The following is a 13783-nucleotide window of genomic DNA, read 5'->3' on the forward strand; positions in this document are numbered from 1 at the left end:
GCAGGCGGCGAGCACGCACGCGTTGAAGGTCATTGTCGAGATGTGATGTGGAGTTTTCGATGTTTGCGAACATCTTAAAAAAGTTGATAATTTATCTTATGTAAAATTATATAATCCACGTGTGGCACTGCTTGTCAGCAGTTCCCGCACCCCTTGTCACTGAGCCTCCTCAATGTGGCCCCATGTGACGCCTGCAGGCTAACCTCGCCCTGAGCGCTCGCGCCGCGGCCCCCTTAGTAAAAGCCCTGGTCGGTTGGCTCGACGTCGCGCAGTATTATCGAGTCACATTTTCAGAACGTAGTTCTATCAGATAGAACGAAGACGCGTAATACACGTAACCGAAGAGTTCAGGAGAGTTCAATGTCCAGCCTGCCAATCGGAGCGACGCGCGCGTCGCTCCGGGACGATGCCGCCGCGCCCGCCACCGCGGCCGAGATCAACGCGCGCATTGACCGCCTGCCGGCCACGCGCGCCATCTGGACGCTCGTGTTCCTGCTTTCGATGGGCGGCTGGTTCGAGTTCTACGACCTGTTCTTCACGGCCTACGTCGGCCCAGGCCTCGTGAAAAGCGGTCTCTACTCGACCACCACGGCTTCGTTCTTTGGGTTCTCGGGGCTCGGTGCCTTCGTGGCGGCCTCGTTCGCGGGGCTTTTCATCGGCACCTTCTGCCTGACGAGGCTTGCCGACCGCTATGGCCGCCGCACACTGTTTACGGCGTCGCTGCTGTGGTACTCGGTGGCGACCTGCATCATGGCGCTGCAGACGAGCGCACCCGGCATCAACCTGTGGCGACTCATCGCCGGCATTGGCGTGGGGGTCGAGCTCGTCACCATCGACACCTATGTGAGCGAACTCGTGCCCAAGCACATGCGTGGCCGCGCGTTCGCGTTTGTGCATCTCGTGCAGTACACCGCGGTGCCAGCCGTCGCTTTGCTCGCGTGGTGGTTCGTGCCGCGCGCGCCGCTCGGTTTCGATGGCTGGCGCTGGGTCGTGATGTTCGGGGCGTTCGGTGCGCTCATCGCCTGGGCGATCCGCCGCCGCGTGCCCGAGAGTGCACGCTGGCTCGCGCAGCGCGGCCGAACCGAGGAAGCCGCGCGCATTCTCGCCAGGCTCGAAGCGAAGATCGAGGCGCAGTCCGGGCGCCCGCTGCCCGCGCCTGTCGTGGAACTGGCCGGCGCGCAAACCGTCAGTCAGGCGCGTTTCGCCGAAATCTGGCAACCGCCGTATCGCCGCCGCACCATCACGCTGCTCGTGTTCAATCTGTTTCAGGCGATCGGCTTCTATGGCTTTGCGTCGTGGGTGCCGACCCTGCTCGTTTCCAAAGGCATCACGGTCACACACAGCCTGCTCTACTCGTTCGTGATCGCCGCCTCGAATCCGTTCGGCCCGCTGCTCGGCATGGCGATTGCCGACCGCATCGAGCGCAAGACGCTTGTCGTGCTTTCGGCGCTCGCGATCGCCGTGTGCGGCACGCTATTCGCCATGCAGACTTCCGCCGGCATGCTCATGTTCCTCGGCGTCCTGATCACGCTCGGCGGCACGCTGCTTTCCGTCGGCTATCACGCGTACCAGGTCGAGCTGTTCCCCACTCGCATGCGCGCCACGGCCGTTGGCTTCGTGTATTCGATGTCGCGCCTTTCCGCGATGTTCTCCGGCTTCATGATCGCGTTCGCGCTACGTCACTTCGGTGTGCCAGGCGTATTCGCGCTCATCACCGGCGCAATGATCGTGGTGATGGCGGCTATCGGCATCTTCGGGCCGCGCACGAACAATCGCGCGCTCGACGACATCTCCCGCTAATCTTTTGAATACGAGAATTCAATCATGCTTCCGTTAGCCGGCGTGCGCGTCCTGGATCTGTCGAATGTGCTCGCGGGTCCGTTCTGCGCCTATCAACTCGCGCTCTTCGGCGCCGAAGTCACCAAGGTGGAACATCCTGAAGGCGGCGACCTCGCCCGGCGTCTGGGTGCCGACAAGGACGCTGCGGCGCGCGATATGGGCGCGTCGTTCGTGGCCGTGAACGCGGGCAAACGCTCGATCACGCTGAACCTGAAAGACCCGCGCGGCAAAGCCATCTTGCTCGATCTGGTGCGCCACGCCGACGTGCTCGTCGAGAACTTCAGGCCCGGCGTAATGGACCGCCTCGAACTTGGATACGATCAGTTATCCAAAGTGAATCCGGCGCTGGTCTACTGTGCCATTTCTGGTTTCGGCGACGAAGGTGAGCTGTCGCGCCGCCCTGCTTACGACCAGATCATTCAGGGCATGTCTGGCGTGATGAGCGTAACCGGCGACGCGCAGAGCGCGCCGCTGCGCGTGGGCTATCCCGTGTCCGATACGGTGGGCGGCCTCACCGCTGCGTTCGGCATCTGCGCGGCACTCGTCGATGCGCGCGCGAGTGGCCGCGGGCGGCGCCTCGATGTTTCGATGCTCGAAGCCACGCTCGCGACCATGGGCTGGGTCGTGTCGAACTACCTGAACGCAGGCGTGGAGCCCGCGCCGATGGGTAACGAGAATTTTACGGCCGCGCCCTCGGGCACGTTCCGCACCGGCACGGGTCTGCTCAATATCGCTGCGAATGAAACGCGCCAGTTCGAGAGCCTGTGCGAAGTCATTGGCCGCCCCGACCTGCCGCACGATGAGCGATTTTCCGCGCGCCATACGCGCAAGCAGTATCGCGAAGCGCTCAAGGCCGAGATCGAAGCCGCACTCGCGGCAGACAGCGCGGCCAACTGGGAAACGCGTCTGCTCGAGCGCGGCGTGCCGGTGGGTCGCGTGCTCTCGGTGCCCGAAATCCTCGCGCATCCGCATCTGGCCGAACGGCGCTTCATACGCGAGTTCGAGGCAGTTCAGGGCGAAGCGGCACAGCGCGTGACACGCGCGGGCCTGCGGCTCGCCGATGCCGACGCTGCACCCGCCACGCCCGCACCAACGCTTGGCGCTCACACGCGCGAAACGCTTGCACAACTCGGCTACGAGGCCGCCCAAATCGACGCCCTGCACCACGACGGAGTGATCTGAACCATGTCGACGACGAACACCACCCCACCCGATCTCGCCGCCCTCTGCGCCGACTACTGGAGCACCTCGATCACCGACATTCATCCGGGCTCGATCAAGGTGCGCGGCTATCCGATCCAGGAACTGATCGGCAACGTGAGCTTCCCGCAGATGATCTGGCTGATGCTGCGCGGCGAGCTGCCCGGCGACGAGGAGGCCACGCTGCTCGAAGCCGCGCTCGTGGCCTCGGTCGATCACGGGCCGCACGCACCGTCGATCGCGATCTCGCGCATGGCCACGAGCTGTGGCCTGCCGATCAATGGCGCCATGGCATCGGCGCTCAACGCACTCGACGACGTGCACGGCGGCGCAGGCCAGCAGGCGGTCGAACTCTATGCCGACATCGCCGCGCGTATCGTGGCAGGCAGTCCGTTCGATGCAGCGGTCGAGGCAGGCGTGGACGAGTTCATCGCCGTTCACGGCAAATATCTGCCGGGCTTCGGCCATCGCTTTCATCCTGTCGATCCGCGCGCCGGGCGCCTGCTCGCGCTCGTCGATGCGCGCGTGGCGTCCGGCACGATCAAGGGCCGCTATGCGGCGATAGCGCGCGGCATCGAGGCTTTGCTGAAAAGACGCAAGGACCGGCCCGTGCCGATGAATATCGATGGCGTCACGGCGGTGATCTACGCGGAGCTGGGGTTCGCGCCGGAACTGGCGCGCGGCGTATTCTGCCTCTCGCGCGCGGTTGGCATTCTCGCGCATGCGTGGGAGCAACGCGGACGCGGCGAGCGTAACAAAGGACCCATGCCGCGCCAGATTGCCTATGCCTACACCGGCGCGCCGGAGCGGCATCTGGAGCAGTCCTGATCAATACACAGTGAAGGAGACCGCATGCAAGCTGCGGTCAAGCCCGCGGTGCTCCCGCTAGCTCGGTGCGGACTCAGGCGTCCTGGCGCGCACGCGCCGCGTGCGCGCTTCGGGCGGCGCGCAGCACGCGCGAGTCGCCGCCGAGCGCGTCGGTAGCGCGTATCGCGCAATCGAACAACGCATCGAGATGGCGCTCGATGAATGCTCCGTCGATGCGCGAACTCGGTCCGGCGAGCGTGAGCACGCCACGCAACGTCTCGTGAATGCCGAACACGGGCATGGACACGCCCGCGGTCTCGCGGTCGCGCTCACCGATCGATATGCAGTAGAAGTCGCGCCGAATGCTTTCGAACGGCTCGCCCGGCTCGCCGCCGAACGCGAGCAGTGCGTGCCCGCCTGAGCCGCTCTCCAGCGGCAGGACGTCCCCTTCGCGCACGTGGTGGCGCACCACATGGTGTGAATCGACGCGATGCAGGCACACGCGCACCGCGTTGTCGCGCACGTAGAACGACACGCTCTCCCCGCTCGCCGCGGCCAGCTCGCGCATGAGCGGCAGCAGAATGTCGCCCATGTTGAGACTGCGCTGATAGAGGGCGCCCAGCGCGAACGTGGCGGGGCCGAGCTGATAGCGTCCGTCGTCGAGGCGCAGCAGCAGGCGATGTTGAATCAGCGCGCCGGCCAGCCGCAGCAGCGTGCTTTTATAGAGACCCGTGCGCGCCGCGAGTTCGGCGAGCGTGAGCGCGCTATCTCCGGGGCGAAACGCGAACAGGATGGCACACGCGCGGTCGATGACAGCGACGCCTTCTTCTTTCTTGACCGTACCAGCCGGATCTTGCGCGGGCATGAATGGCAAACGTGGGGATGGGGAACGCGTTCGATTTTACGCGACTTGCTGCTACCCTGGGGAGGCTCCCCACCCTCATCTTCACCGCTGTCGCCCGACGCATGCGCCCCGGCCGGCTGGGTTCACTTCACCCGCGCCACCGAGTCGCGCAATGTCACGCTAACCGGGAAGGTGCGCTCGATCGGCCACTGCGTGCCGTAGCACTGGTTGATAAGCCAGCGCACCGCGTTGCGCGTGAGTTCGGCGGTGGGAATGTGCACCGAGGTCAGCGCCGGCGCCATATAGGCGGCTGAATAGTCGTCGTCGTAGCCGATCACAGAGACGTCGTGGGGCACGCGCAACCCGGCCTGCTGCAGGCGCGCGAGCGCACTCATGGCCATCGTGTCGTTCGCGCAGAAGAGCCCGGTGAAGCGGTGTTTGCGCTCGAGGAGCGTGCCGGCCGCCACGTAGCCGCCTTCGGGCGAGAAGTCCGACACGATATGCGGCACGGTTCTGCGCTCGATGCCGTGGCGCGCCAGTTCGGCGAAAAAACCGTGCAAACGCGCCGCATTGTCCGACGACGTGGACGGGCCGCCGATGACCGCAAGCTCGCGATGGCCGTGTTCGATGAGCGTGCGCGCAGCCATCTCGCCACCGTGAAAGTGATCGGCGCAGAACGATGCTTCGGGCAACTGATCGAATGCACGATTCAGGAACGCCATGCGCGGGTGCATGGCGTGCAGCATCTGCAGGTCGTCGTCGTACAGATCGTGGCTGATGACCACCACGCCGTCGCAGTCGCGCCCGATCAGGAAGCGCACGGCCTCGATCGCCTGCTCGCGCGGCGAGGCTTCGCCGCAACCCGTGGCCACTACCACGTGGCGCCGCACGGCGCGCAGTTGCGTATCCGTTTCCTTCAGGATGGTGCCGTAGTACGAGCCGAAAAAGGTCGGCACGAAAATGCCGATGATGCCGAGCGACTTCGTGGCCATCGCCCGGCCGATGGACGAAGGCCGGAAATTGAGCTGCTCGATCGCGGCCTGCACGCGCGCGGCCGCCTCCGCCGACACCGGACCGTTGCCCGATATCGCCCGCGAAGCTGTTGAAAGGCCCACGCCGGCCAGCGCCGCCACGTCTTTCAGGGTCGCCACGTTCCTGGTCTCTCTCTTGTTGTCGGTAATGTCCATCAAATTCGTGCGCCGGTTTCTTCGTCAAACAGCGAAACGTGCGCCCCGTCGATGGAGAACGGCACTGCCGCCCCACTTGCGAGTGGCGTCTTGTCCTGATCGATCGATGCGATCTGCCCCCCTTGATGCTCGATCCACAGTACACGATGATTGCCCATTGGCTCCACGAGCGTCAAGCGCCCTTCCCACGCGGCCTCGTGCGGGCGCATCGCGCCCCCCGCGCGCACGTCCTCGGGGCGCACGCCGAGCACGCAGGCGCGCGTTGGATCGGGTGCGCCCTTGAACGCGTAAGCCGAAACGTCCACGTCGAGGCCCTGCCCGCGAAAGCACAGCCGGCCTTCGTCGGCTTCGAGCCTGCCTCGCAGCAGGTTCATCGGCGGCGCGCCGAGAAAGGTCGCGACGAACAGGTTCTCGGGGCGAGCGTAGACTTCCGCCGGTGTGCCGAACTGCTGGATCGCCCCGCCCTTCATCACCGCCATGCGTGTGGCGAGCGTCATCGCCTCGACCTGGTCGTGCGTCACGTAGATCATCGTCGCCCCGAGTTGCTGGTGCAACTGCTTGAGCTCGCGGCGCAACTCGGTGCGCAACTTGGCGTCGAGGTTCGAGAGCGGCTCGTCAAACAGGAACACGTCTGCCTCGCGCACGAGCGCGCGCCCGATCGCCACGCGCTGGCGCTGGCCGCCCGAGAGCTGCGCGGGCTTGCGCGAAAGCAGCGGCCCGAGCTGCAGCATGTCGGCGGCGCGCTTCACACGGCGGTCGATCTCCGCCTTGGGCGTGCCGTTGATACGGAGTGCGAACGAGAGATTGCGCTCCACGTTCATGGTCGGATAGAGCGCGTACGACTGGAACACGAGCGCCACGCCCCGATCCTTCGGGTCGGCCCATGTCATGTCCTCCCCGCCGATCTCGATGCTGCCGTCGGTCACGTCGACGAGGCCCGCAATGCTGTGCAGCAGCGTGGACTTGCCGCAGCCCGACGGCCCGAGCAGCACGACGAACTCACCTGCGCGCACGTCGAGATCGAGTTCGTCGATCACCGTGTTCGCGCCGAGGTCGATGCGCAGATTGCGTACGGAAACGTTCGTGAGATTTCCCATGCCCTGCTCCTAGCCTTTCACCGCGCCCGAGGCGATGCCGCGGACGAACCAGCGCCCGGAAATGAAATAGATTGCGAGCGGCACGGCCGACGTGAGAATCGTCGCGGCCATGTTGACGTTGTAGATACGCTCGCCGGTCGTCGTGTTGATGATGTTGTTCAGTTGAACCGTCATCGGCAGATTCTTCGTGCCCGCGAACACGAGGCCGAGAATGTAGTCGTTCCAGATGCCGGTGACCTGCATGATGATCGCCACGACGATAATGGGCACCGACATGGGCAGCATGAGCTGCAGGAAAATGCGCCAGAACCCGCCGCCGTCGATGCGCGCGGCCTTGAACAGTTCCTGCGGCAAGGACGCATAGTAGTTGCGGAACAGGAGGGTCATGACCGGCATGCCGAAGATCGTGTGAATCAGCACGATGCCCGGCAGCGAGCTGAAAAGATGCACGAAGGCCAGCACGCGCACGAGCGGGTACACCATCACCTGCACGGGAATGAAGGCGCCCGCGAGCAGAATGCCGAACAGCACGCCCGCGCCGCGGGGCCGCCAGAACGACAGCGCATAGCCGTTCACCGCTCCCACGGCGATCGAGAGCACAGTGCTCGGCACGACGATGCGCACCGAATTCCAGAAACCCACCTGAATGCCGTCGCAGTCGAGGCCCGTACAGGCGGAGGACCACGCATCACGCCACGGCGCGAGCGTAAATTGCGCCGGCAGTGCGAGCAGATGACCGAGACGGATCTCACTCATCGGCTTCACCGAGGTCACGACCATCACGTACAGCGGCAGCAGGAAAAAGAGCGCCGCCGTTAGCAGAAACACGTAGACGCCGAGCCGCGCGGGCGTGAAATGCTTGCGGGGCTTGCGCCTCGATTGCGCCGCACGCGCTTGGGTGGGCGCGGGACGCAGCGAGTCGGCCACAGGCGTGCTCATGCGCGGTCTCCTTTGAGCGCTGCGCGGCTGCGCGCGTAGAAGAACGGCGCAAGAATCGCGAGCACGGTGGCAAGCAGCACGATCGATGCTGCCGAAGCCAGCCCGATGTTCGCGCGGTTGAACAGGTAATCCATGATGAATTTCGCGGGCACTTCGCTCGCGGTGCCGGGGCCGCCCTGGGTCATCGCGACCACGGCGTCGTAGAGCTTCACCACCATCACGAAGAGCAACACGAACGCGGTGGAGAGCGAAGTTTTGAGCATTGGCACGACAATGCTCGCGTACACGCGCCAGCGCGGAATGCCGTCGAGGCGCGCGGCCTTCCAGATCTCCTCGTCGATGCCGCGCAGCCCCGCGAGCAGGAGCGCCATCACGAGGCCCGACGCTTGCCACACCGTGGCGATCACGAGCGTGTAGATCGCAAAGCGCTGCGTGACGATCCAGTCGAAGCGCGCATGCTCGAAGCCCATCTGCCGCAATACGGCCTGCACGCCGAGTTCCGGATTGAGGATCCACTGCCATACCAGACCCGTTGCGACGAACGACATCGCGTAGGGGTAAAGAAACACCGTGCGTAGCGCACCTTCCGCGACGACGCGCTGGTCGATGAAGATCGCGAGCAGAAGCCCGATCACGAGGCACGCCACGATAAAGCACGCGCCATAGATCACGAGATTCTGCAGCGACAGGATCCAGCGGTCGTTCTGGAAGAGCCGCACATACTGCGTCACGCCCGCGAACGTGTTGGTCGGCAGCGAGCGCGAGAAGCTGAGCGAGACGCGCGCTGTGAACAACATGGTGCCCAGATACGCGAACAGGACCGTCGCCGCCATGGGCGCGAGCGCGATCCAGGCGGCGAGCGAGAGCCGCCGTCGCACGGGGCGCACGCTACGCGCTTGCCCCGCTTGACGTTTGGCCGGATGCAGCTTGGCGGCGTACATGATTGCGCTCAGCTCTTGATTGCGGACGCGAAAGCCTTCTGCGCGTCTTCGGCCGACTGGTTCTTGTTCCAGAAGTTCGTGATGACGTCCTGGAGCGCGCCCTGGACATCAGGCGGAATCAGCATTTCCGGATTCGGCAGTTGCCGCGACTTGTCCTTCATGATCGCCATGCCCTCCTTCGCGCAGATGTCGAAGCCCGAAGTGTCCACGTCCGGGCGGATCGGGATCGAGCCCTTGCGCTGGTTGAACGCTGCCTGCGGTCCCGGCGACGTCATGACCGTCGCCAGCAGTTGCTGTGCCTTGACCTGCTCGGCGTTGTCGGTCTTCGGGAACACGAACACGTCGCCCGCGATCATGTACGGCGAATTCTTGAAACCGGGAAAGCATCCGAAGTCCTTGCCCGCCACCTGGTTCGCCGCCGAGAACTCGCCCTTGGCCCAGTCGCCCATGATCTGCATGCCCGCCTTGCCGGAAATGACGAGCGCCGTGGCGTCGTTCCAGTTGCGGCCCGGCGAGCCGGGGTCGACATAATTATGCAACCGCTTGAAGGTCGTGAGCACGTTGCGGAACGCAGGCGAATTCACGGCGTTCGCGTCGCGGTCGCGGTAGACCTTCATGTAGAGATCGCGGTCCATGTCGGCGAAGATCGCGTCGAAGGTGATCTTCTCCTGCCACGCCTGGCCGCCCAGTGCGAGCGGAATCAGGCCTGCCGCCTTGAGCTTGTCGAGATCGGCGAAAAGCTCGTCGAAATTCTGCGGTTCACCCTTGATGCCGGCCTTCGCGAAAGCGGGCTTCGAATAGAAAAACCAGTCCTGCATGTGGATGTTCACGGGCGTTGCGTAGTAATGCCCGTTGATGCGGATCGCATTGACGATCGACTCGGGGAAAGTTCCGCCCCAGTTCTCCTTCGTCGCGACCGCATCGACATTGTTCAGGAGTCCCTGGTCGATGAGATCGTGAAACTGCTTGGACGTGTTGAACTGCGCGGCGGTGGGCGGATCGCCGCCCACGATGCGGTTGATTGCCGTTGCACGCGCCTGATCCGCACCGGCGATCGCATTGTCCACCCACTTGCCACCCGCCTGATCGTAGGCAAGCGCGAACTGCTTGATCGCGGCCGACTCGCCGCCCGAAGTCCACCAGTGAATCACGTTGGCTTTGAGCGGCTCCGCGGCGTTGGCCGCGAGCGCGCCGGCCAGCGCGAGAGCGGCCACGATGCCGCGCAGAACGGGTGCGTTATGCTTCATTGCGTCTCCTGTCGATCCGGAGCGGGCGCGCCGCGCTTGAACCGGTCCCGCGCAGGGCTCCGGTTGCTCCGGGTTGGTCTGCAAAAGCTTATGGTTGGAAGTTTCGCGGCCACGGCGCGTCTTGCGGCATGCCCGAGCGTCGCATGCCATGCCGTGGTTGTCACACTAGTTGTTGCCCTTGCCCGGGAACCCTGTCGAACACCCTGAAGCGTTTTCAAGCACCTTCGAGCGCGCGCCGCTGCGCGATGAAATGCGCGATGAGTTCCGCGCTGCGCTTGGGCGTGCGAACCTGCGTGTCGTAGTCGACATGCACGACGCCAAAGCGGCGCTCATAGCCGAACGCCCATTCGAAGTTGTCGAGCAGCGACCACACGAAATAGCCGCGCACGTCCACACCGGCCTTGATTGCGGCGTCCACGGCGGCCAGGTGGCGCTTGAGGAACGAGATGCGTTGCGTGTCGTTCACCTCGCCGTCGCTCACGCGGTCGTCCGACGCCATGCCGTTCTCGGTGATATAGATGGGCGGCAGGTTCTCATAGTTGCGCCCGAAACCGATCAGCAGATCGCGCAGACCGTCGGGGTGAACCTCCCACCCCATTTGCGTGCGCTCGACGTCCTTCAGCGGCACTTCGACAAAGCCGTGCGCGCCGTCGCTCTTCACGTTGGTGCGGAAGTAATAGTTGATGCCGAGGAAATCGAGCGGCGCCGAGATCGTCTTCATGTCGCCTTCGAGCACGAGCGGCTCGGTGCCCGGCCACAACTCGAACAACTCTTCCGGGTACGCGCCCTTGAGCAGCGGATCGAGAATCCACGCGTTGTGCTGCACTTCGAAGCGGCGCGCGGCGCGCACGTCTTCCGGCGACGAGGAGTCGGGCGTGCCGCGCCCCACGTTCGCGACGATCCCCTTGGTCGAGCCCGGGTCGTTCGCGCGCAGCACGTTGGTGGCAAGTCCATGGCCGAGCAGCAGGTGATGCATGGCCTGCGTGGCGTAGCGGCCGTTCGCGAGGCCCGGCGCGTGATGGCCGTTGCCGTAGCCGAGGTACGCCGAGCACCACGGCTCGTTGAGCGTCATCCAGGCGTCAACGAGGCCGGAGAGTTCGCGGCTCATGAGGTCCGCGTAGTCGGCGAAGCGGTACGCCGTGTCACGGTTGAGCCAGCCACCGCGATCTTCCAGGTGCTGCGGCAGGTCCCAGTGGTAGAGCGTGGCGAAGGTGCGCACGCCCTTCTCCTTCAGGCACTCCAGCAAACGCTTGTAGAACGCGATGCCTTTGGCATTGGGCCGTCCCGCCTCGTCCATCACGCGCGGCCATGCGATCGAAAAGCGATACGCCTCGAAGTTCAGGCTTTCGAGCAGGTCGAGGTCGGCTTCCCAGCGGTGATAGTGGTCGCAGGCCACGGCGCCCGTGTCGCCCGCGAGCACTTTGCCGGGCGTTGCGCTGAACGTGTCCCAGATCGACGGCAGGCGGCCGTCCTCGTGGATCGCGCCTTCGATCTGATACGAAGCCGTGGCCGCGCCCAAAAGGAAGTCGCTGCGCCACAGTGCGGAGCTGGCGGGCGGAGTGAACGGATCGTCGGCGACTGCGGCGTCGGCATGCGGCAATGCGGTGTCCTGATTCACGAAATCTCCTGCGCGGGAATCACCGGCGTATGCATTCTGGGCAGCCGGATCGGGTTGGAGTGGAAGCGCTTCCACAGCGCTTGAGGCGCACAATAACAGTGGCCAAATCCAACGGACAATCGGGGTTTTTCTGTACCTTTTTATGTAGCTGCTTCACATGTTTTTCGCACTACAGCGCTTTTCGGCTTGTAGCATGGCTACACGAGCGCTACGCATCCGAGCGCGACTCCAGATCGGGCCGCACCGCTGCCAGTGCCTCGTGCAGCGTCGGGAAGATATTCGCACGCCCGACCACAGGCGTGATGCCGTGCCGGTCCATATCCGAAAGCAAATAGCGGTTCACGCGCCCGAAAATCACCTTCACGCCGCGCTCTCCGAGCTCCGCGCAAAGGTCGATTACGGCACGCCCCGCGGAATAGTCGAGATCGGTAATCGCACCCGCATCCACGACCACGCAATGCACCGGTGTCGGCGCCCGATCGATCAGCGCGCGCAGTTCGTCGACGAACAGGTGGTCGTTCGCATAGAACAGGTCCGCACCGAAGCGATAGACGATCAACCCAGGCGCCGTAAGCTGACCGGCTTGCGCGGGTTCGGGCAGCCAGTGCCCCTCTTCGTTTGGCACGAGCACCATGGTGTGCGGCCGGTAGCTATGGCGCACGTGGCGCAGCAATGAAAGGCCGATCGCGATGAGGATGCCGTTCTCCACGCCGATCACGACAACGCCAAGCGCCGTGATCACCGCAAGCCGGAATTCGCCGGGGCTTTCGCGGCGGATATCGATCAGCTGGCGAATGTTCACAAGCCCCACGGCAATCGTGAAGACGATCGCAGCCAGCACGCAGTGCGGCAGGTACTGCAGCAGGCGGCTGAAGAACAGCAGCACGACGAGCACGACGCCTGCAAACACGAGCTGCGCGAACTGGCTGCGCGCGCCCGCCTGATCGGCCATGGCGGTCTGCGTGAGGCTGCCGTTCACGACGAAAGCGCCGCTGAACGAAGCCGCCGCATTGGCCGCCGCGAGGCCGAGGAGATTGGCGTCCTCGTCGGTGCGCTCGCCGTAGCGTTCGGCAAACGCGCGGCTCGTGGCGGCGCTCTGCGCAACGATGATGACGAAGCACGACGCGGCCACCTGCAGCAGGTCGATCATCTGGAACCAGCCCACGGCGGGAAAGCTGATGTGCGGCAAGCCACCCTGCACCGGGCCGATCACGGAAATGCCATGGCCCGCGAAGTTCAGTACGGCGCTCGCCGCGATGCTTCCCACCACCGCGACGAGCGGCACGGGCCAGCGCGGGCGCAGCTTTTTGAAAACCAGGATCGCGGCCACGACGGCCACGGCGATGGCGAGCGTCGCCCAGTGAATCGTGCCCAATTGCGTCACGATCTGCTTGATCTGCAGGACCGTGCGGCGCGAATTGACAGTAATGCCAAGCATGTCGCCGAGCATGGCCACGCCGACCTGCACGCCCACACCCGTGAGAAAGCCGGCGAGCACGGTGCGGGACAAAAAGTCCGCGAGAAAGCCGAGACGGAACACACGCGCGATCAACAACAGCACGGCCGTGAGCAAGGCGGTCATGCCCGCGAGTGCGACGTATTCATCGCTCGAAGGCGCCGCCATGGTCGTGAGACGGCTCGCGAAAATGGTGGCCGTGGCGGAGTCGGCGGCGACGACGAGGTGACGCGACGCGCCAAAGAGCGCGAATGCAACGAGCGGTAAAAAGCCCGTGTACAAACCAGTGACGGCAGGCATGCCCGCGATGCGCGCGTAGCCAAGCAGTTGCGGCACGTTCATCGAGGCGAGCTGCACACCGGCAAGCGCGTCGCGCAATGCCGACGCGCGAGAAAGCGGCCGTACGCCGCGAAACAGTTCAAACGCCATACGCCATCCTTTCGAAATCCGCCTCTGCGTGCGGTGTTTTTTTGCTGCGGGTTCACTGGCGCAGTATGTTAGCGCGCGTGGACGTTCCGGGACGTGTTCGATTGCAACGTCGTTGCACGCGCATCAATGAAAGAGGCCAGCCCGCAGGCTGGCCTCATGACTTATACGCTCAATCGCGT

General features: G+C 64.6%; 11 protein-coding genes. 3 read left to right on the forward strand and 8 right to left on the reverse strand.

Features of this window, described 5'->3' with window-relative positions; genetic code table 11:
- The first annotated feature begins 375 nt into the window (after window positions 1-375).
- From U5A57_RS04470 to U5A57_RS04480, 3 genes are read left to right on the forward strand one after another with little or no spacing between them, the layout of a single operon-like run.
- Window positions 376-1800, forward strand: a complete 1425-nt coding sequence (locus U5A57_RS04470; RefSeq protein WP_321909189.1) for an MFS transporter — start codon at window positions 376-378, stop codon at window positions 1798-1800.
- A 21-nt stretch (window positions 1801-1821) separates the two neighbouring features.
- Complete coding sequence (locus tag U5A57_RS04475; protein ID WP_321909190.1) at window positions 1822-3021, forward strand: CoA transferase; 1200 nt, start codon at window positions 1822-1824, stop codon at window positions 3019-3021.
- 3 nt (window positions 3022-3024) lie between these two features.
- Window positions 3025-3867 (forward strand): citryl-CoA lyase, encoded by an 843-nt coding sequence (locus U5A57_RS04480; RefSeq protein WP_321908598.1) that lies wholly within the window; start codon window positions 3025-3027, stop codon window positions 3865-3867.
- Window positions 3868-3940: 73 nt separating this feature from the next.
- Here U5A57_RS04480 and U5A57_RS04485 read toward each other — a convergent pair whose 3' ends face one another.
- From U5A57_RS04485 to U5A57_RS04520, 8 genes are all read right to left on the reverse strand, one after another.
- Window positions 3941-4711: an IclR family transcriptional regulator gene (locus tag U5A57_RS04485; protein ID WP_321908599.1), complete on the reverse strand. Its 771-nt coding sequence runs from the start codon at window positions 4709-4711 to the stop codon at window positions 3941-3943.
- Between the two features lie 122 nt (window positions 4712-4833).
- Window positions 4834-5841 (reverse strand): substrate-binding domain-containing protein, encoded by a 1008-nt coding sequence (locus U5A57_RS04490; protein WP_199272081.1) that lies wholly within the window; start codon window positions 5839-5841, stop codon window positions 4834-4836.
- Between the two features lie 35 nt (window positions 5842-5876).
- Window positions 5877-6974 (reverse strand): ABC transporter ATP-binding protein, encoded by a 1098-nt coding sequence (locus U5A57_RS04495; protein WP_321908603.1) that lies wholly within the window; start codon window positions 6972-6974, stop codon window positions 5877-5879.
- A gap of 9 nt (window positions 6975-6983) precedes the next feature.
- Window positions 6984-7913, reverse strand: a complete 930-nt coding sequence (locus tag U5A57_RS04500) for a carbohydrate ABC transporter permease (protein ID WP_321908604.1) — start codon at window positions 7911-7913, stop codon at window positions 6984-6986.
- Window positions 7910-8854, reverse strand: a complete 945-nt coding sequence (locus U5A57_RS04505) for a sugar ABC transporter permease (RefSeq protein ID WP_321908605.1) — start codon at window positions 8852-8854, stop codon at window positions 7910-7912. Before U5A57_RS04505 ends, U5A57_RS04500 begins: the two co-directional genes overlap by 4 nt.
- A gap of 8 nt (window positions 8855-8862) precedes the next feature.
- Entirely contained in the window at window positions 8863-10101 is a 1239-nt protein-coding gene (locus U5A57_RS04510; protein WP_321908606.1) for an ABC transporter substrate-binding protein, read from the reverse strand.
- A gap of 214 nt (window positions 10102-10315) precedes the next feature.
- The gene (locus U5A57_RS04515) at window positions 10316-11719 is read right to left on the reverse strand and encodes a GH1 family beta-glucosidase (protein WP_321908608.1); all 1404 of its coding nucleotides are present in this window, start codon (window positions 11717-11719) and stop codon (window positions 10316-10318) included.
- 208 nt (window positions 11720-11927) lie between these two features.
- Window positions 11928-13604, reverse strand: coding sequence for a SulP family inorganic anion transporter (locus U5A57_RS04520; protein WP_321908610.1), 1677 nt, complete (start codon window positions 13602-13604; stop codon window positions 11928-11930).
- Window positions 13605-13783: the final 179 nt, after the last annotated feature.

Origin of the sequence: Paraburkholderia sp. J11-2 (assembly GCF_905220185.1) — a bacterium.
GTDB lineage: Bacteria > Pseudomonadota > Gammaproteobacteria > Burkholderiales > Burkholderiaceae > Paraburkholderia.

Bases quoted from the DNA above. Each gene is read 5' to 3' on its own strand.
- U5A57_RS04480 (WP_321908598.1), top strand. From the start codon at position 3,025: ATGTCGACGACGAACACCACCCCACCCGATCTCGCCGCCCTCTGCGCC.
- U5A57_RS04485 (WP_321908599.1), bottom strand. From the start codon at position 4,711: ATGCCCGCGCAAGATCCGGCTGGTACGGTCAAGAAAGAAGAAGGCGTC.
- U5A57_RS04495 (WP_321908603.1), bottom strand. From the start codon at position 6,974: ATGGGAAATCTCACGAACGTTTCCGTACGCAATCTGCGCATCGACCTC.
- U5A57_RS04500 (WP_321908604.1), bottom strand. From the start codon at position 7,913: ATGAGCACGCCTGTGGCCGACTCGCTGCGTCCCGCGCCCACCCAAGCG.
- U5A57_RS04505 (WP_321908605.1), bottom strand. From the start codon at position 8,854: ATGTACGCCGCCAAGCTGCATCCGGCCAAACGTCAAGCGGGGCAAGCG.
- U5A57_RS04510 (WP_321908606.1), bottom strand. From the start codon at position 10,101: ATGAAGCATAACGCACCCGTTCTGCGCGGCATCGTGGCCGCTCTCGCG.
- U5A57_RS04520 (WP_321908610.1), bottom strand. From the start codon at position 13,604: ATGGCGTTTGAACTGTTTCGCGGCGTACGGCCGCTTTCTCGCGCGTCG.